At 71.5% G+C, this 16,097-nt stretch carries 18 protein-coding genes; 9 read left to right on the top strand and 9 right to left on the bottom strand.

Going from position 1 to position 16,097, the window contains the following annotated elements; all coding sequences use genetic code 11:
- Nucleotides 1–4: 4 nt before the first annotated feature.
- A complete protein-coding gene (locus tag ACWEN0_RS19080; protein WP_451974859.1) occupies nt 5–727 on the bottom strand; it encodes a FadR/GntR family transcriptional regulator in 723 nt (240 codons plus the stop codon).
- Between the two features lie 80 nt (nt 728–807).
- On the opposite strand from ACWEN0_RS19080, the gene ACWEN0_RS19075 reads away from it, so the two are divergent.
- Genes ACWEN0_RS19075 through ACWEN0_RS19065 form a run of 3 tightly spaced genes read left to right on the top strand, consistent with a single transcriptional unit; the run spans nt 808 to nt 2,968 of the window.
- Nucleotides 808–1,146 carry an L-rhamnose mutarotase gene (locus ACWEN0_RS19075; RefSeq protein WP_451974857.1) on the top strand — a complete coding sequence of 113 codons (339 nt, stop codon included), beginning with the start codon at nt 808–810 and terminating at the stop codon, nt 1,144–1,146.
- A 5-nt stretch (nt 1,147–1,151) separates the two neighbouring features.
- Complete coding sequence (locus tag ACWEN0_RS19070) at nt 1,152–2,120, top strand: aldo/keto reductase (protein WP_451974855.1); 969 nt, start codon at nt 1,152–1,154, stop codon at nt 2,118–2,120.
- Nucleotides 2,117–2,968: an amidohydrolase family protein gene (locus ACWEN0_RS19065; protein ID WP_451974853.1), complete on the top strand. Its 852-nt coding sequence runs from the start codon at nt 2,117–2,119 to the stop codon at nt 2,966–2,968. The genes ACWEN0_RS19070 and ACWEN0_RS19065 overlap by 4 nt, the downstream gene beginning before the upstream one ends.
- 31 nt (nt 2,969–2,999) lie before the next feature.
- On the opposite strand, the gene shbA is transcribed toward ACWEN0_RS19065, so the two are convergent.
- The 4 genes from shbA to ACWEN0_RS19045 all read right to left on the bottom strand — a co-directional run bounded on the left by shbA (nt 3,000) and on the right by ACWEN0_RS19045 (nt 5,598).
- On the bottom strand, nt 3,000–3,656 hold the full coding sequence (gene shbA / locus ACWEN0_RS19060) for an RNA polymerase sigma factor ShbA (protein ID WP_451974851.1): 657 nt from the start codon (nt 3,654–3,656) through the stop codon (nt 3,000–3,002).
- Nucleotides 3,657–3,909: 253 nt separating this feature from the next.
- Nucleotides 3,910–4,206: a DUF202 domain-containing protein gene (locus tag ACWEN0_RS19055; RefSeq protein WP_451974849.1), complete on the bottom strand. Its 297-nt coding sequence runs from the start codon at nt 4,204–4,206 to the stop codon at nt 3,910–3,912.
- A 556-nt stretch (nt 4,207–4,762) separates the two neighbouring features.
- Nucleotides 4,763–5,116: a YidH family protein gene (locus ACWEN0_RS19050; protein WP_451974847.1), complete on the bottom strand. Its 354-nt coding sequence runs from the start codon at nt 5,114–5,116 to the stop codon at nt 4,763–4,765.
- A gap of 11 nt (nt 5,117–5,127) precedes the next feature.
- Complete coding sequence (locus tag ACWEN0_RS19045) at nt 5,128–5,598, bottom strand: GtrA family protein (RefSeq protein WP_451974845.1); 471 nt, start codon at nt 5,596–5,598, stop codon at nt 5,128–5,130.
- Between the two features lie 153 nt (nt 5,599–5,751).
- On the opposite strand from ACWEN0_RS19045, the gene ACWEN0_RS19040 reads away from it, so the two are divergent.
- Together ACWEN0_RS19040 and ACWEN0_RS19035 are read left to right on the top strand one after the other, a co-directional pair.
- Nucleotides 5,752–6,162 carry a hypothetical protein gene (locus tag ACWEN0_RS19040; protein WP_451974843.1) on the top strand — a complete coding sequence of 137 codons (411 nt, stop codon included), beginning with the start codon at nt 5,752–5,754 and terminating at the stop codon, nt 6,160–6,162.
- An 83-nt stretch (nt 6,163–6,245) separates the two neighbouring features.
- Entirely contained in the window at nt 6,246–6,542 is a 297-nt protein-coding gene (locus ACWEN0_RS19035; RefSeq protein ID WP_451974841.1) for an iron-sulfur cluster biosynthesis family protein, read from the top strand.
- Between the two features lie 56 nt (nt 6,543–6,598).
- Here the strand turns inward: ACWEN0_RS19035 and ACWEN0_RS19030 are convergent, their stop codons facing one another.
- The 4 genes from ACWEN0_RS19030 to ACWEN0_RS19015 form a co-directional block, all read right to left on the bottom strand.
- Nucleotides 6,599–7,720, bottom strand: a complete 1,122-nt coding sequence (locus tag ACWEN0_RS19030; protein WP_451974839.1) for a glycerate kinase — start codon at nt 7,718–7,720, stop codon at nt 6,599–6,601.
- A complete protein-coding gene (locus tag ACWEN0_RS19025) occupies nt 7,717–8,655 on the bottom strand; it encodes a 2-hydroxyacid dehydrogenase (protein WP_451974837.1) in 939 nt (312 codons plus the stop codon). The genes ACWEN0_RS19030 and ACWEN0_RS19025 overlap by 4 nt, the downstream gene beginning before the upstream one ends.
- Nucleotides 8,656–8,685: 30 nt before the next feature.
- Nucleotides 8,686–9,573 carry an SGNH/GDSL hydrolase family protein gene (locus ACWEN0_RS19020; protein ID WP_451974835.1) on the bottom strand — a complete coding sequence of 296 codons (888 nt, stop codon included), beginning with the start codon at nt 9,571–9,573 and terminating at the stop codon, nt 8,686–8,688.
- Nucleotides 9,574–9,679: 106 nt separating this feature from the next.
- Nucleotides 9,680–11,758, bottom strand: coding sequence for an alpha-galactosidase (locus ACWEN0_RS19015; protein WP_451974833.1), 2,079 nt, complete (start codon nt 11,756–11,758; stop codon nt 9,680–9,682).
- Between the two features lie 76 nt (nt 11,759–11,834).
- Between ACWEN0_RS19015 and ACWEN0_RS19010 the strand changes: the two genes are divergently transcribed.
- The 4 genes from ACWEN0_RS19010 to ACWEN0_RS18995 are packed head-to-tail and all read left to right on the top strand — an operon-like array spanning nt 11,835 to nt 16,077.
- The gene (locus ACWEN0_RS19010; RefSeq protein WP_451974831.1) at nt 11,835–13,004 is read left to right on the top strand and encodes an ROK family protein; all 1,170 of its coding nucleotides are present in this window, start codon (nt 11,835–11,837) and stop codon (nt 13,002–13,004) included.
- Between the two features lie 21 nt (nt 13,005–13,025).
- A complete protein-coding gene (locus ACWEN0_RS19005; RefSeq protein WP_451974829.1) occupies nt 13,026–14,294 on the top strand; it encodes an ABC transporter substrate-binding protein in 1,269 nt (422 codons plus the stop codon).
- A complete protein-coding gene (locus ACWEN0_RS19000) occupies nt 14,291–15,244 on the top strand; it encodes a carbohydrate ABC transporter permease (RefSeq protein ID WP_451974827.1) in 954 nt (317 codons plus the stop codon). The genes ACWEN0_RS19005 and ACWEN0_RS19000 overlap by 4 nt, the downstream gene beginning before the upstream one ends.
- Nucleotides 15,244–16,077, top strand: a complete 834-nt coding sequence (locus tag ACWEN0_RS18995; RefSeq protein ID WP_451974825.1) for a carbohydrate ABC transporter permease — start codon at nt 15,244–15,246, stop codon at nt 16,075–16,077. The genes ACWEN0_RS19000 and ACWEN0_RS18995 overlap by 1 nt, the downstream gene beginning before the upstream one ends.
- Nucleotides 16,078–16,097: the final 20 nt, after the last annotated feature.

Here is a 16,097-nt window from a genome sequence, read left to right as displayed (position 1 = left end):
ACTGTCAGGAAGCTGCCGCGGCCGGCCCGTCGTCCGCCGTCGGGTCGTCCGCGGTGCCGAGGGCGTTGCGCAGCCACTGCTCGACGCCCGCGACGTGCACGGTCGCCCACGAGCGCGCCAGCTCCGGCTCGCGCGCCGCGATGGCCTCGTAGATCGCCGTGTGCTGCTCCCGCGTCTTCGCGACCGCGCCCTCCTGGGTGAGGCCGCGCCAGATCCGGGCGCGGGCGGTCGGCCCGGAGAGGCTGTCGAGCAGCGAGCAGAGCACGGGGTTGCCGGAGCCGTCGGCGATCTTGCGGTGGAACTGCAGGTCGTTGGCGACCAGCGCCTCGACGGTCGGCGAGTCCTCCAGCTCCCCGAGGAGCTGGCCCAGCTCGGTGATGTCGTCGTCGCTCATGTGCAACGCGGCCAGCGCGGTCGCGGCCGGCTCGAGGATCCGGCGTACGGCGAGGAAGTCGAGCACGGTGTCGTCGCGGTGGAAGTCGACCACGAACGTCATCGCGTCGAGCAGCAGGTTCGGCTCGAGGCTGGTGACGTAGGTGCCGTCGCCCTGCCGGACGTCGAGCACCCTGATCAGGCACAACGCCTTCACGGCCTCCCGCAGGGAGCTGCGCGAGAGCCCGAGCCGCTGGGCCAGCTCGGCCTCCTTCGGCAGCCGGTCGCCCGGCGCCAGCTCGCCGGAGATGATCATGTCCTTGATCTTGTCGATCGCGACATCGGTGACGGGCATCGCGTCCGCCCTCCCTGCAACAGACCTCGGATGTTTCGGTGTTCCTCCCCAGCGTGCCATGCCCCGGCCAAGGAGTGGTGATGACCCACCAACGCGAACCACAAAGGGTGGCTCTGCACACCCGGCTCAAGCCGGGCAAGGAGGCCGCGTACGAGTCCGTGCACGCGGTCATCCCGCCCGAGCTGGACACCGCCCTGCGCGAGGCCGGCGTCCGCACCTGGCGGATCTGGCGTAACGGTCTCGACCTCTTCCACGTCGTCGAAGTCGACGACTACGCGGCGATGCGGGCGGCGTTGCGGGACCATCCCGCCAACGTCCCGTGGCAGGCCAGGATGGCCGAGCTGCTGGCCGTCGAGGACGACTACTCCGGCGACGACACCGGCATCGGGCTGGTCTGGGAACTGCCGGAAAAGGAGTGACGGCGTTGGAACTCTCCCTGTCCCCGCTGGGTCTCGGCTGCGCGCAGCTGGGCAACCTCTACCACGCGATCAGCGACGAAACCGCGGCCGCGACCGTCCGCCGCGCGTGGGACGAGGGCGTCCGGTACTTCGACACCGCGCCGCACTACGGCCTCGGCCTGTCGGAGACCCGGCTCGGCGCGGCCCTGGGTTCGTTCCCCCGCGACGAGTACGTGCTCTCGACCAAGGTCGGCCGCGTGCTGGAGCCCAACCCCGACGGCGCGGGCGCGCGGGACGACCAGGGCTTCGCGGTCCCGGCCGCGTACAAGCGCCGGTGGGACTTCAGCCGCGACGGCGTCCTGCGGTCCCTCGAGGACAGCCTGACCCGGCTGGGCCTCGACCGCGTCGACATCGTGTACGTCCACGACCCGGACGACCACTTCGAGGACGCCCTGCGCGGCGCCTTCCCGGCGTTGCGCGAGCTGCGCGAGCAGGGCGTGATCGGAGCGTTCGGCGCCGGGATGAACCAGGCGCCGATGCTCGCGGAGTTCGTCCGCCGCACCGACCTCGACGTGCTGCTGGTGGCCGGCCGGTACACGCTGCTCGACCAGCCGGCCCTCGACGAGCTGCTGCCGCTCTGCCTCGACCGCGGCGTCTCGGTGGTGGCCGGCGGCGTGTTCAACGGCGGCATCCTCGCCACGGCCGAACCGGGACGCGTCTACGACTACGCCGAAGCACCGCCGGAGCTGGTCGAACGGGCCGGGCGCATCGCCGAGGTCTGCGCGCGCCACGGCGTCGAACTGCCGGAAGCGGCTTTGGCCCTGCCGATGGCGCATCCCGCGGTGGCGTCGGTCGTCGTCGGCGCGCATGATCCTTCGCAGGTCAGCGTCAACGCCCGGCGGGCGCGGGCGGTGGTGCCACCGGAGCTGTGGACCGAGCTGGTCGACGCGGGACTGCTGCGCGCCGACGTCGTGATCGCCGAAGGAGTCTCATGATCGACGCGCACCACCACCTGTGGGACCCGTCGCGGCGCGAGTACCCGTGGATGGCGGGGGAGGCGCTCGACCCGATCCGCCGTCCGTACACCGTGGACGACCTGCGCGCGGTGACCAAGGCGGCCGGCGTCCGCGCGACGATCCTGGTCCAGACCGTGTCGTCCGCCGAGGAGACCGCGGAGTTCCTCGCGACCGCTTCGGCCGAGCCGGTCGTCGCGGGCGTGGTCGGCTGGGTGGACCTCGCGGCACCGGATGTCGCGGACCGGCTGGCCGCGCTGGACGGTCCGCTGGTCGGTATCCGGCACCAGGTGGAGTCCGAGCCGGACGACGACTGGCTGCTGCGCCCGGAGATCGTCGCCGGACTGAGCGCGGTGGCGTCGGCGGGCCTGGCCTGCGACCTGCTGGTGCGCGTCGGCCAGTTGCCCGCGGCGGCCGAGCTGGCCCTGCGCCGGCCCGAGCTGCGGCTCGTGCTGGACCACGCGGCGAAGCCTCCGATCGCGTCGCGGGAGTGGGAGCCGTGGGCGTCGGGGGTGGCCGCGCTGGCGGCGCACGAAAACGTCGTGTGCAAGCTGTCGGGCCTGGTGACCGAAGCGGACTGGTCCGGCTGGGAGGTCGGGCACCTGCGCCGCTACGTCGACCACGTCCTGGACGTGTTCGGCCCGTCGCGGCTGCTGTTCGGCTCGGACTGGCCGGTCTGCGAACTGGCCGCGTCCTACGAGGTGGTCCTGGACGCGGCGATCGCGCTGACCGGCTCGCTGTCCGACGCCGAGCGGCTGGGCGTCTTCGACCACAACGCCCGCCGCGTCTACGGCTTGGATGCGAGCGGGGAAACCTCTTCCAGGGGGTAAAAGAGGTTCCCCCGCCCGCCGCTGGGGTGGCTCAGAACTCTTCGTCGCGGATCATGGCGCGCAGCCGGGTGAGCGCCCGGTGCTGCGTCACGCGCACGTTCCCGGCGGAGATGCCGAGCGCTTCGGCGGTTTCCTGCGCGGAGAAGCCGACCGCGATGCGCAGGGTCAGGATCTCCTGCTGCACCCGCGGCAGGGAGGCGAGCAGCCGGCCCAGGCGGGCGCCGAGGTCGAGGTGCAGGGCGTGCGTCTCGGGCTCGTTGCCGTTGGCGAGCGGGCGCTCCGGGAGCTCGGGGACGGGCTCGGAGCGGTCGCGGGCGACGGCGCGGTAGGCGTCGGCGACCTTGTTGGCCGCGATCGCGTGCACGAGGTAGAGGAAGGAGCCGCCGCGGTCCTGGTAGTCCGGCAGCGCCTTGAGGACCGCGAGACAGACCTCCTGGGCGACGTCGTCGGCCGACAGGTAGGACAGGTCGCGCCCGCCCATGCGCGCGCGGCAGTAGCGGACCACCACGGGCTCGATCATCTGGAGCAGGTTGTGGATCGCGGCGGGGTTGCCCTCGCCCGCGTCCTTCACCAGAGGGTCGAGGTCCTCCTTCGTCAGGCGTCCGCCCGGCCTCGGAGATGACTCCAGAGTGCGATAATCGCGAACGTCGGAGGCGGGTTCCTCGGTGATCCTCGGCGGTGCTGTCATGGTCGTCTCCCCGGCCGACCCTCGACCGTCGCTGCCGGGGGCTCCACTCTCCGTGACTTTTCGGTTGCAGATACTCCGTGAGAATCCGGCTGACCTGCGCTCCGTGCGACGCTGGGTAATCGTAAGCACCTCATGGCGGATCAGTCCAGATTTCAACGACCAATACCCCATAAGCAGGAGCGACCGTGATGTTCCCGCGACCAGCCCCCGCACATTGCGATTAATCGGTTTCAGGATGTGCCGAGTTCACCCGTCAGTGGAGGATGGCCACGGAAGCGGCAGTCGCGGTCACGGCGAGCGACGCGATCGCGGCCAGCGCGGGGTGTATCGCAGCGGGCCGCCCGGCCCGTAATGCCCGTTCCCGGCGCACGGCCACCGCCGCGAGCAGGGCGGATGTAACGCCGGAGAGCAGAACGGGGACCAGAGTGGTACCCCAGTGCCGCTGGGCGGCGGAGTGCAGGAGCAGCGCGGTGCAGGCGGTGGCGGCGAGCGCGGTCCGCCGCCACGCGAGCCCGGTCCGTTCGGCCTGAGCGCCGGCAGGGGTGGTCACGGAACATTCCGGGGGGCCATGACGGTACTTCTGACGTCGCGATAATCGCGAAGCCGCGGTATTCGAGGGCGGCGGCGAGGCCCGGCGGTGCTGCGCCGAACGGCCTGAACCACGTCCGGGCGAGTGCCGGTGAGCCGTTCGGGTGGGGTAGCGGTGAGTGTCCACCCGTGCGACCCGGGTTGGCGCGGGTGCTGGGCATGGAGGTGCCGAGCGGTCGGCGTGGTCGTGGGCCGGGTGGGGCGAATAATCGCGGAGGCTCGCGAGTCGGGGGCCGGTCGTCTGGGCCGAACCCTGGTGGCGCTGGTGCGGGTCGGTCGTCTGGGTCGAACCCTGGTGGCGCTGGTGCGGGTCGGTCGTCTGGGTCGAACCCTGGTGGCGAAGGTGCGGGTCGGTCGCCTGGGTCGAACCCTGGTGGCGAGGGTGCGGGTCGGTCGGTTGGGTCGAGCCTCGGGGGCGAGGGTGCGGGTCGGTCGGTTGGGTCGGACCCCGGTGGCGTTGGTGCCTGCCAGCCGGTCGCGTCCGGGCCTGGCAGCTCGCCCGGCCGCCACCCGGCCGCTCACGACAGCACCAGCAGCACCGCCGCCGCCACGATGAGCAGGAGCAGGCCGGCCGTGAGCACCACGATCATCCAGCTTCGCGGCAACGGCTCGCCCGCGCGCATCGCGATCTGCACTCGCCGCCACCGTGGGTACGCCGTCGCCGCCAGGACCGCCGCCAGCACCACGCACAGCGCCGCCAGTACCGCGCTGGCCGCCGCCGGGGCCGGCACCAGCTGGTGCACCGCGACGCCGCCTGCCACCAGGCCCAGCGCCGTCCTGAGCCAGGCGAGGAACGTCCGCTCGTTGGCCAGCGTGAAGCGATAATCCGGTTCGGTGCCGCCCGAGTGGGGCGTGATGTCTTCCCGGTCCACGTCCGCAGACGCTAGCGGGCGGGCGCCGGCTCGGCTCGGTGCGCGAACACCCACCAGCGCAGCACCGCGAACCGCACGAAACCGCCGACCAGGCTCGCCAGCAGCAGCGTGCCGGTCTCCTCCCACGACGTCGGCCGCTCGACGACCGCGTCGAGGATCGCCAGCACCGCCGAGCCGTACCCGGCGTAGAAGGCGAACGTCAGCAGGTCCTGCAGGTGCCGCTTGCCCGCGTTGCTGCGCCGCCCGGCGAAGGTGACGCGACGGTGGAACTCGGTGTTCCCGAGCGTCGTGAGCGCGATCGCGACCAGGTTCGCCAGCTGGGCGCCGAGCCGGTCGCGCAGCAGGAGGAACAGGAGGGCCTGGACGCCCGTCGTCACCACGCCGGCCACGACGTACCACGCGGCGTGCGTGCCGAGCTCGTGGTGCCGGTCGGGGTCGGTGGCGAGCAGCCGGTGCCCCGGTGCGCACCTGGTGGTGGCCATGATCAGAACCTACTCTGCGTTCACAAACTTGTGAATATGTTAAACCAGTTGAAGAAATGTGATCCCGGCGACACCGCCCGGGTTTGAGGCCCCCGGCGAGCCGGGTAGGTCACCGACGAAGACCTATTGCTGCCTACGCGCCGGGAGAGACCAGTGAGTGACCGTGACGCGGCCGAACCGGAAAGCTTGGCCCCCAGTGAGGCGCTGGACGAGGACGAGCTGCGCGTCGACCCGCTCGAGGCGGGCGTCGAGCCGCCCGAGCGGTGGAGCGCCGCCGACCGCTACGGCACCACGCCCAGCGAGGTCCGCGAAGGCGAGCCGATGGACCAGCGCCTCGCCGAAGAGGTGCCGGACACCGAGCCGGAGCCGGTGCCGGAACGGCCGATCGCCGCGACGCCGGCCGACGAACTCGACGAGACCGTCGAGGACGCGCCGCCCGACTACGAGCAGGTGTCCCCGGACGACGAGCTGCCGCACCGGCACGCCGACCCGGATCCGGGCGAGCGGGCGGACTTCGCCGGCGGATCGGTGGCCGACGCCATCCGCGAGGCCCGGCAGGGCTGATCCGCTCAGACTGCACACCCGAACGGACGCCCCTAGCGTGGGTGGCCACAGTGCATCGGACCGCGACGAAGGGAAGGCCGAAGATGCTGACCGTCACCGAAGCCGCCGCCGAGGCGATCACCGCGTTGACCAGCCAGGGCGAAGGCGATGCCGGACTCCGCCTGGCGGTTCAGAACGCCGATGGCGAAAGCGCCCAGCTGGCGCTCTCGGTCGCCCCGGAACCCACCGAGGGCGACCGCGTGCTCGGCAACGAAGAGGGAGGCCCGAAGGTCTTCCTCGAGCCCCAGGCTGCGGCGTTGCTCGACGACAAGGTGCTCGACGTCCAGGAGGACGAGGCCGGCGGGGTGGCTTTCGCCGTCCTGCCGCAGCACACCAGCTGACCGCGGCGGACGGGCCTTTCGCAGTGTCGCGGGAGGTCCGTTCGCGGCGTGCCGCCTCAGCGACCACCCCATTCCCGCACCAGGACCGCCGCGCGCGCCCGCAGCAGTTCCGCGGCGTGCGCCCGCGCGTGGTCGAGCGACGGCGCGTGGTCGATCAGCGCGCTGCTCCCCACCACGCCCAGCCGGTCCAGCCCGGCGGAATCGAGCTGGATCCGGCCCGCCAGCGCGAGCAACGGCACTCGACGCGGCCGCGCTCGTTCGGCGATGCCCGCGGGCGCCTTGCCGTTCAGGCTCTGTTCGTCGAGTGATCCCTCGCCGGTGATGACGAGGTCGGCGCCGTCGAGCGCCCGGTCGACCCCGGTCAGCCCGGCGATGAGGGCGAACCCGGATTCGACGGTCGCGCCGACCGCGATCGCACCTGCGGCGACACCGCCGCCGGCACCCGCGCCCGGCACGCGCGTGACGTCCGGAGCGCCGCCCACCTGCAGCGCGTGCGCCCACCTCGTCAGCGCGTCGTCCAGCACCGCCACTTCCGACGGCCCCGCGCCTTTTTGCGGCCCGAACACCGCCGCCGCGCCGTCCGGGCCCAGCAGCGGGTTCGTGACGTCGGTCGCGACGGCGACGCGCACACCGCTCAGCCGCTCTCGCACGGGTGTCAGCTCGCTTGAAGCGACGCGCGTGAGCGTGCCGCCGCCCAGGCCGACCGGTGCGCCGAACGCGTCCAGCACCCCGGCCCCGAGCGCGCCGAGCATCCCGGCGCCGCCGTCGGTGCTGGCCGTGCCGCCGACCGTGAGCACGAGCCGCGTCACGCCGTTCGCCAGCGCGTGCCCGAGCAGTTCGCCGACGCCCCAGGTATGCGCGGCGAGCGCGGTTTCCGGGCTGGGGTCGACGAACTCGATCCCGCACGCGCGCGCCGACTCGACGTAGGCCGTGCCGTCCAGGACCGCGTACCGGGCCTCGACCTGGTCGTCGAGCGGGCCGCGGACGGACAGCCGGACGATCCGCGCGCCCGCCGCTTCGAGGACGTCGAGGGTGCCTTCGCCACCGTCGGCGACCGGGCACGAGACGATTTCGGCGTCCGGCAACGCGTCTCGCACACCGAGTGCGATGGCCTCCGCGGCCTCGACCGCGGTGAGACTGCCCTTGAACTTGTCGGGCGCGATGACGACCCTGGTCACGGTTTCACCTCCGTCAGCGGGGGACGCCCGGCGAGCACCGCCGCGACGTTGCGCGCGGCCAGCACGGCCATCGCGGTGCGGGTTTCGACCGTGGCGGACCCGAGGTGCGGGCTCAGCACGACGTCGTCGCGGCCGAGCAGCCGCGGCTCGACCTCCGGCTCCTTCTCGAACACGTCGAGCGCGGCGCCGGCGATCTCCCCGGCTTCGAGCGCGTCCGCGAGCGCGGCTTCGTCGACGACCGGGCCGCGCGTGGTGTTCACCAGGTAGGCGCCGGGTTTCATGGCCCGCAACGCGGCCGCGTCGATCAGGTGCCGTGTCTCGGGTGTCAGCGGACAGTGCAGGGAGACGACGTCCGAGCGCGCGAGGAGCTCTTCGAACGACACGTGCCCGCCGCCGCGGTTCGTCCGTCCTGAGTAGACGACCTCCATGCCGAACGCCTCGGCCCGCTTCGCCATCGCCCGGCCGATCTGCCCGAGCCCGACGATGCCGAGCGTCTTGCCCTGCAGCCCGGAGCCGAGCAGGAAGCCGAGGTGGAACGACCACGGCGTGCGCGAGCGCAGCAGCCGTTCGCCCTCGCCGATCCGCCGCGTGACGGCGAGCAGCAGGCCGAACGCGAGGTCGGCGGTCGCGTCCGTGAGCACGCCGGGCGTGTTCGTGACGACGACGCCGCGTTCGGCCAGCGCCGGGACGTCGACGTTGTCGTAGCCGACCGCGACGTTCGCCACCACGCGCAGCCCCGGCCCGGCGGCGTCGGCCAGCGCGCCGTCGAGCCGGTCGTGCAGCATGCCGACGACGGCGTCCGCGCCGGCCACGAACTCGTGCAGCTCGGCGGGCGTGAGCGGCCGGTCGGCCGCGGACACCTCGACCTCGCCTGCCTCGGCCAGGACCTTCACCGCGTCGTCGGGAATCCATCGGGTCACCGCGATCTTGGGCACCCCGACAGCCTAGTTCACGGCACCGACAGTTCAGCCGCGCCGAACGGCGTCGAGGACGATCTCCGACTGCGCCGCGGCGCCGGCACCGTTGGGGTGGAAGGGAAACGCCAGCAGCAGCGGGTTGCTCGTGGAAACCGGGATCAGGCCCTCGGCGTAGCGGACGGTGGGCGCCTGGCACGCGTCGTGCCCGACCGTCGGCGTGTACGTGTCGACGAGTTCGACGCCGTTGCCCGCGGCGACGCGCGCGAGCATCGCGTTCATGTGGAGGAACTTCTCCTGCAGGTAGGCGACGTCGCCGTCGGCGATCGGGATGACCGGCCAGCACCCCTTCCCGGAGGCGGGCAGTCCCGCGAGGTAGTTCACGAGCAGGATCCGCGCCCGGGGCGAACGGTCCTCGATCTGCCGCAGCGCGGCCGTCATCTTCGGTTCGGTCGCCGTGATCGCGTTTTCCAGCTGGTCGACGCCGCCCGCGGTGAACTTCGCCTTGCACGTGCTCACCGGCAGGAGGGTGAGGCGCTTCGTCACGGCCGAAGCGAGCCCGATGTCGTTGCCGCCGATGCCGACGGTCACCAGGTCCGTGGTGGGCGTGAGCCGGTCGAACTGCGGCGCGTTCGTCCCGCCCAGCGGCAGCTTCTGCGGCTGCGTGAAGTCGGTCGTCGTCGCGCCGCCGCAGCTCGCGTCGCGGAAGGTCTCGACGCCGAGCGCGCCGGCCACCTCGTGCGGGTAGTCCGAAGTGGACTGCGCGCAGTCGAGCGGGGTGAACTGCGTGGCGGGCGGCAAGGTGACGAAGACGTCGGCGGTCCAGGAGTCGCCCAGGGCGACGTACTCGCGGTAGCCCGTGCTCGCCGACGCCGGGGCGGCGAAGGCGAGCATGGCGAGCGCGGGCACGACGAGCAGAGCGGACAGGCGCTTGCGCATGCTGCCTCCGTTGGCGAGCGAAGTGAAGGACTTTCACATTCAGCTCACGGCCGGTGAAAAGTCAATGCGGCTCACCCGCCCCGGTCACGCCGATCGGCGTGGGTAATCAGACCCTGGTCAGCCGCACGACCGCGCTCGCGTAACCGCTTCCCGGCAGGTCGACGCCGAGGCCGTGGCTCAGCAGCACCGCGCCGTCGTGGACGGCGCCGTCCTGGTCGCGGTAACGCGCGTCCGGCGCGAGGCCGGCGAGCCGGGGCGGGGTGCAGGGCCGCGCGAACTCCGTCGGGCGGCGCCAGAAGAAGACCACCACCTCGCCGCCCAGGACGTACTGCACGGCGGTCAGCGCCGACGTCGCCGGGTCCGCCAGCCGGTACAGCTCGCCGTGCTGCACGACGGGCCGGATTTCCTTGTACAGCGCGACAAGGTCCGCCGCCTCGTCGAGTTCGCCGGCGCTCCACTTCGGGAGGTCGCCGCCTAGGCCGAGCACGCCCGCCATCGCGACGTGGAACCGGAAGCGCAACGGCGCTTCGCGGCCGGTGGTCGGGTTCGGGCTGTCGGTGACCCAGGCGGACATCGTGCCGGCCGGGTAGAGCTGGCCGTAGCCGTGCTGGATGGTGATCCGGTCGGCGGCGTCGGTGTTGTCGGACGCCCAGATCTCGTCGGTGCGCGCGAGGATCCCGAGGTCGGTGCGCCCGCCGCCGCCCGCGCAGCCCTGGATCCGCAGGTCCGGGTGGTCGGCGCGGAGCCGGTCGAGGATGGCGTGCACCGCGCGCACGTGGTCGACCCAGACGCGTCCGGCGTCTTCGCCCGGCCAGCCCGCCTCGGTGAACGCGCGGTTCATGTCCCACTTGAGGTAGTCGATGCCGTGCTCGCCGACTAGGCGGTCGAGCCACTTCTGGGCCCAGTCCGCGACGTCCGGCCGGGCGAAGTTGAGCACGAGCTGGTTCCGCAACGTCGTCCGCTCGCGGTGAGCCATGTGCAGCACCCAGTCCGGGTGCGCGCGGTAGAGGTCGCTGTCCGGGTTGACCATCTCGGGCTCGACCCAGAGCCCGAACCGCATGCCCCGCGCGTGGACGGCGTCGACCAAGGGCTGCAACCCGGCGGGGAAGCGCTGCTCGTTGGCGGTCCAGTCGCCGAGCCCGGCGGTGTCGCCGGTGCGGGCGCCGAACCACCCGTCGTCCATGACGAACAGTTCCGCTCCCAGGCGAGCGGCCGCCTCGGCCAGCTGGGTTTCGGTCTGCTCGTCGACGTCCCACCCGGTGGCTTCCCAGGAGTTGTAGACGATCGGCCGCAGCTCTTCCGGATGCGGCTGGACGAACTCGCGGACGTACGCGTGCCAGCGCCGGCTCGTGCCGCCGAAGCCGTCCGGCGCGTAGAGCCCGGCGAACACCGGCGTCTCCCAGGTCTCGCCCGGCTGCAACGACCAGCTGACGTTCTCGTGGCCGAACCCGCCGGTCCACGTGACGCGCCCGGTGTGCGTGTGCTCGACGGTGATCCGCCAGCTCCCGCTCCACGCGAGCGCGGTCGACCAGACCTCCCCGGACGTCTCGGTCGCGTCACCGGCGTCGAGCATCACCCACGGGTTGACCTGGTGGCTGGACACGCCGCGACGGCTGGTCAACGTCGTCTCGCCGACCGGCAGGGCTTCGCGCAGCACGCCGTACTCGGCGCTCCACGCACCCGACGTCCGGCTCAGCCGGGCGCCGTCGCGACGGGGGAGCGTCCACGACGCGGAATCCGTGCGCAGCAGGGAAACCGGCTGGTCCGCGCGCAGCGACGTCCAGCGCTCGATGACGTCGCCGCGAACCCGGTAGTGCAGCGAAAGTTCCAGGGGGTAGTGCCGGTCGACGAGCCGCACGACCAGGGAGTCCTCGGTGCCGGAATGCCCGTCGTAGCGCCACTCGAGCGCCGACGTCCCGTCCTCGTACCGGACGGCGAGCGCCGCTACGCCGAAGAACGCGCCGCCCTCGGCCGGGAGCTCCTGCCGCTCGTCGCCCGGTTCGTCGAAGCTGCTGTCGGCCGGGTTGCGGCGCGCGGCGACCTGCATGGCCTGCGCCAGCGTCAGGGGCGGGCCCCAGTGGACGTGCCGCGGCCGGTCGTCGGCGTCGAGGCGGAAGGCGTAGGAGCTTTCGGGGGTGCGCAGCAGCCAGAGCCGGTGCTCAGGGTCGTGTTCGGCGAGCGACATGGTCCCGAGCGTAGGCATGACCAGCGGAAAAATAAATTCTTGACGAAGTTAATTAATAGTTCCTATCCTTCCGGCCATGCCTCGCAGTGCACCGGCAAGGGCGCCGATCACCAGTCCCGCGGCGGCGACCGTGTTCACCACGGTCCTGACCGAGGGGCCGGTCTCGCGCGTCGACGTCGCCCGGCGCACCGGTCTGTCGTCGGCCGCGGTCACCAAGGCGGCCCGGCCGTTCATCGAAGCCGGTTACCTCGAAGAACTCGCTTCCGAAGGCCGTACCGGCCCCGGCGCCGGCCGCCCCGCGAACCCCCTCGCGATCCGCCCGGACCGCGAGTACTTCGTGGGCGTCAAGATCACCGGTGACGACCTCATCGGCGTGGTCACGGACCTGCGCGCCGACGTCCGCGCCAGCGCCCACCACGCGCTGAAGAGCCACGACGTCGAGCACGTCGTCGGCGCGCTGGCCGACCTCGTCGGCGAACTGCTGACCGGCGACCTCCGCGAACGCGCCTACTGCCTGGGCGTCGCGGTGTCCGGTGACGTCGACCGCGCGTCCGGCGTCGTCCGGTACTCGCCGTTCCTCGGCTGGCGGGACGTGCCCCTGGCGGCCTTCCTGGAAGAGGCCACCGGGCTCACGGCGACGCTGGAGAACGACGTCAAAGCCCTCGCCGTCGCCGAGCAGTGGTTCGGCGAAGGCGTCGGCGCGTCCTCGTTCGCGCTGGTCACGGTGGGGACGGGCATCGGCAGTGCGCTCGTCGTCAACGGCGACCTGGTCCGCGGCGCGCACGGCGTCGCGGGCGAGATCGGGCACGTCCCGGTCGCCGACGGCGGCCCGTCCTGCCACTGCGGTGGCCAGGGCTGCGTCGAAGCGATCGCGTCCACCGAAGCGATCCTGACGCGCGCCCGGGAAGTCGCCGGCGAACCCGCGCTGACCATGGAAGACGCCGTGACGCGCGCCCGTGGTGGCGACGACTCGCTGCGCGAGGTGTTCGCGGGGGCCGGGCACGCGATCGGGCTCGGCCTGGCCGCGCTGGTCAACCTGTTCGGCCCGGAGCGGGTGGTCGTCTCGGGTGAGGGCGTCGCCACCTACGACCTGTTCGAGGACCAGATCCGCCGGACCTTCGCGGTCCAGGCGTTCGGCAGCGCCGCCCGCTGTGGCCTGGTGATCCGGCCGCTGCCGTTCGAAGAGTGGGCGCGGGGCGCGTCCGCCGTCGCCATCCAAGGTCTTTTCGTCGCCGAGAGCGTCTAAGGAGAGTCCCCCGTGAGCCCCATGAATCGCAGAAGCTTCCTGGTCGGTTCCGTGTTGTTCGCCGGGGGAGCGGCCCTCGCGGGCTGCACTTCGGACCCGTTGAACAAGAACGCGGGCGCGTCTTCGGGCGCGAAGGTCACGTTGCAGCAGTGGTATCACGCGTACGGCGAATCCGGGACGCAGCAAGCGGTCCAGCGCTACGCCCAGGAGTTCACCAAGGCGAACCCGGACATCGCGCTCAACGTCAGCTGGATCGCCGGCGACTACGAGACCAAGCTCAACTCGGCGATGCTCACCGCGCAGGCGCCGGACCTGTTCGAGCTGGGCGACTTCCGCTACCAGAACGTCAAGAACGGCCTGCTCGCGCCGCTCGACGACATCGTGGACCCGGTCAAGGCCGACTTCAGCGCCGCCGCCCTGGACACGGTGACCGTCGACGGCAGGATCTACGGCGTCAAGATGATCGACGACGTCATGATGCTGTACTACCGCAAGAGCGCGCTGCAGGCCGCGGGCGTCCAGCCGCCACAGACGTTCGCCGAGCTCCTCGAGGCGACGCGGAAGCTCAGCAACGGCAAGCAGAAGGGCCTCTACGTCGGCACGGACGGCGTCGGCGAGGCCGCGACGCTCCTGCTCTGGTCGTCCGGCGGCGACTTCTTCGACTCGAGCGGCAAGAAGGTCGCGTTCGCCTCGCCCGAGGCGATCGCCGCGATCAGCGGCCTCAAGCAGCTGCACGACACCGGCGGCCTGCTCCAGGGCTACCCGACGGACTGGTCCGACCCGGGCGCGTTCGCCAACGGCGCCACCGCGATGCAGTGGGGCGGCCTGTGGTCGCTGCCGGACATCAAGAAGGCCCTGGGTGACGACTTCGGTGTCGTCGCGTGGCCGAAGTTCGGCGACGCCGGCAAGCAGGTCGCGCGCGTCGGCGGCTGGTACCAGCTGGCCAACGCGAAGAGTCGGAACCTCGACGCCGTCAAGAAGTTCATCGACTGGCTGTGGGTCAAGAACGCCGGCCTGCAGAAGGACTGGTGCGTCAAGTACGGCTTCCACATCCCGGCCCGCAAGCCGGTCGCCGCGCAGACGACCGAGTTCTCCAGCGGCCCGGCGAAGGACGCCGTGACGATCTCGCAGCAGAACGGCAAGTCGTACTCGGGGCTGTGGAACAAGGCGTCGGCGACGCTGTTCCTGCAGGCCGCGACGAAGATCGCGAACGGGCAGGCCGACCCGGCCGCCGAGCTGGGAGACGCGGCGAAGAAGGCGCAGGCCGAAGTCGACAAGCAGCTGGCATGACGGCCTTGCTGGAGGCACCGACCGTCTCGGCGCCGGCGAAGAAACGCCGCAAGCGCCGTGACTGGCGGGCGATCGGCGCGTTCGCCGTGCTCACCGGGCCGGTGGTGGTCGGGCTGGGGCTGTTCAAGTACGTCGCGATCGCGTGGAGCTTCCTGCTCAGCTTCAACGATGCGCGCGGCACGATCACCATCGGCCACTGGATCGGCTTCGACAACTACGCGTTCCTGCTGGGCGATGACGCCTTTCTGACGTCTCTGTCGACGATCGCGATCTTCACGGTGTTCATCGTGCCGATCACGTTCGTCGCGTCGCTCGGGCTCGCGGTGCTGATCAACAGCATCAAGCGCGGCAAGGCGTTCTTCCGGACGGTGTTCCTCGTCCCGGCCGCGGTGTCGTACGTCGTCGCGGCGCTCGTGTGGAAGATGGCGCTGTTCAACGGCCTCCCGTCCGGCGTCGCGAACGTCGTCGGCGGCCTGTTCGGCGCCGACCCGGTGCCGTGGCTGTCGGAGACGAGCCCGCCGGTGTACTGGGTCGCGGTCGTGACACTGCGGCTGTGGCTGCAGGTCGGGCTGTACATGATCCTGTTCCTGGCCGGGCTGCAGGCGATCTCGCCGTCCCTCTACGAAGCCGGTGAGCTGGACGGCACGACGAAGTGGCAGGCCTTCCGCTACATCACCCTGCCGCAGCTGCGGAACACGTCGGTCGCGGTGCTGCTGCTCATCCTCATCGCCGCGTTCCAGGCGTTCGACGAGTTCTACAACCTGTTCGGCACCGGGCTTTCCGGCACGGCGACCGCGCCGGTCAAGCCGCCGCTGGTCTATCTGTACGACTCCGCGCTCGGCGACCAGAACTACGGCGTCGGCTCGGCGGGCGCGTTCCTGCTCACCGTGATCATCGTCGTGATCACCCTGCTGCAGGGCCGGTTCGTCGGCTTCGGGAAGAAGGACTGATGGCCGTCCTGACCGCGCCCCGCAAGGCGCCGAAGTACGTCCTGGCGTCGGTGCTCGCGCTGATCTTCCTGCTGCCGTTCTACATCATGCTGCGCAACGCGCTGATGACGCGGCAGCAGGTCAGCTCGCCGGACTGGTCGTGGCTGCCGGACCCGCTGTCGTGGGTCAACTTCGGCGACCTGTTCGCCGACGCCTCGGTCCCGATGGCGCATTCACTCTGGAACTCGTTCCTGGTCGCGGTCGTGACAGCTCCGGTCGGCACGCTGTTCGGCTCCATGGCCGGGTACGCCCTCGCCCGGATCCCCGTGCCGGGACGGCGCGCGGTGTTCACGTACGTGCTGGTCACGCTGATGATCCCGCAGTCGGTGACGTTCGTGCCGACGTTCGTCGTCGTGGGTTCGATGGGCGGGGTCAACACGGAGTGGGGGATCATCGCGCCGAACCTGTTCAGCGCGTTCACCGTGATCCTCTTCCGCAACTTCTACCTGCGGTTCCCGGCCGAGATCGAGGAGGCCGGGCGCCTCGACGGGCTCGGCTACCTGGGCGTCTACCGGCGTCTCGTGCTGCCGAATTCGGGGAGCATGCTCGCGTCGCTCGGCGCGCTGATGTTCATCGAAAGCTGGAACGCGTTCCTGTGGCCGCTGGTGATCGGGCAGGACCCGTCGTCGTGGACCGCGCAGATCGCGTTGTCGACGTTCCTGACCGCGCAGTCGGTCAACCTGCCGGCGCTGTTCGCCGGCGCCCTCGTCACCATCGCGCCGCTGGTCGCGATGTTCCTGGTCGCCCAGCGGTTCATCGTCCGCGGCATCGCGGCGAGCGGGCTCAAGGAGTAGGTCCCCTTACTGGAGGAGTG

The sequence above is a fragment of the Amycolatopsis sp. NPDC004378 genome (assembly GCF_053602455.1).
The sequence above is the reverse complement of the archived record's forward strand: the minus strand, read 5'-3'. Positions and strand labels throughout refer to the sequence as shown.

Coding starts and splice junctions, on each gene's coding strand:
- ACWEN0_RS19080 (WP_451974859.1), bottom strand. CDS start 727: ATGCCCGTCACCGATGTCGCGATCGACAAGATCAAGGACATGATCATC.
- ACWEN0_RS19075 (WP_451974857.1), top strand. CDS start 808: ATGACCCACCAACGCGAACCACAAAGGGTGGCTCTGCACACCCGGCTC.
- ACWEN0_RS19065 (WP_451974853.1), top strand. CDS start 2,117: ATGATCGACGCGCACCACCACCTGTGGGACCCGTCGCGGCGCGAGTAC.
- shbA (WP_451974851.1), bottom strand. CDS start 3,656: ATGACAGCACCGCCGAGGATCACCGAGGAACCCGCCTCCGACGTTCGC.
- ACWEN0_RS19045 (WP_451974845.1), bottom strand. CDS start 5,598: ATGGCCACCACCAGGTGCGCACCGGGGCACCGGCTGCTCGCCACCGAC.
- ACWEN0_RS19035 (WP_451974841.1), top strand. CDS start 6,246: ATGCTGACCGTCACCGAAGCCGCCGCCGAGGCGATCACCGCGTTGACC.
- ACWEN0_RS19020 (WP_451974835.1), bottom strand. CDS start 9,573: ATGCGCAAGCGCCTGTCCGCTCTGCTCGTCGTGCCCGCGCTCGCCATG.
- ACWEN0_RS19015 (WP_451974833.1), bottom strand. CDS start 11,758: ATGTCGCTCGCCGAACACGACCCTGAGCACCGGCTCTGGCTGCTGCGC.
- ACWEN0_RS19010 (WP_451974831.1), top strand. CDS start 11,835: ATGCCTCGCAGTGCACCGGCAAGGGCGCCGATCACCAGTCCCGCGGCG.
- ACWEN0_RS19005 (WP_451974829.1), top strand. CDS start 13,026: ATGAATCGCAGAAGCTTCCTGGTCGGTTCCGTGTTGTTCGCCGGGGGA.
- ACWEN0_RS19000 (WP_451974827.1), top strand. CDS start 14,291: ATGACGGCCTTGCTGGAGGCACCGACCGTCTCGGCGCCGGCGAAGAAA.
- ACWEN0_RS18995 (WP_451974825.1), top strand. CDS start 15,244: ATGGCCGTCCTGACCGCGCCCCGCAAGGCGCCGAAGTACGTCCTGGCG.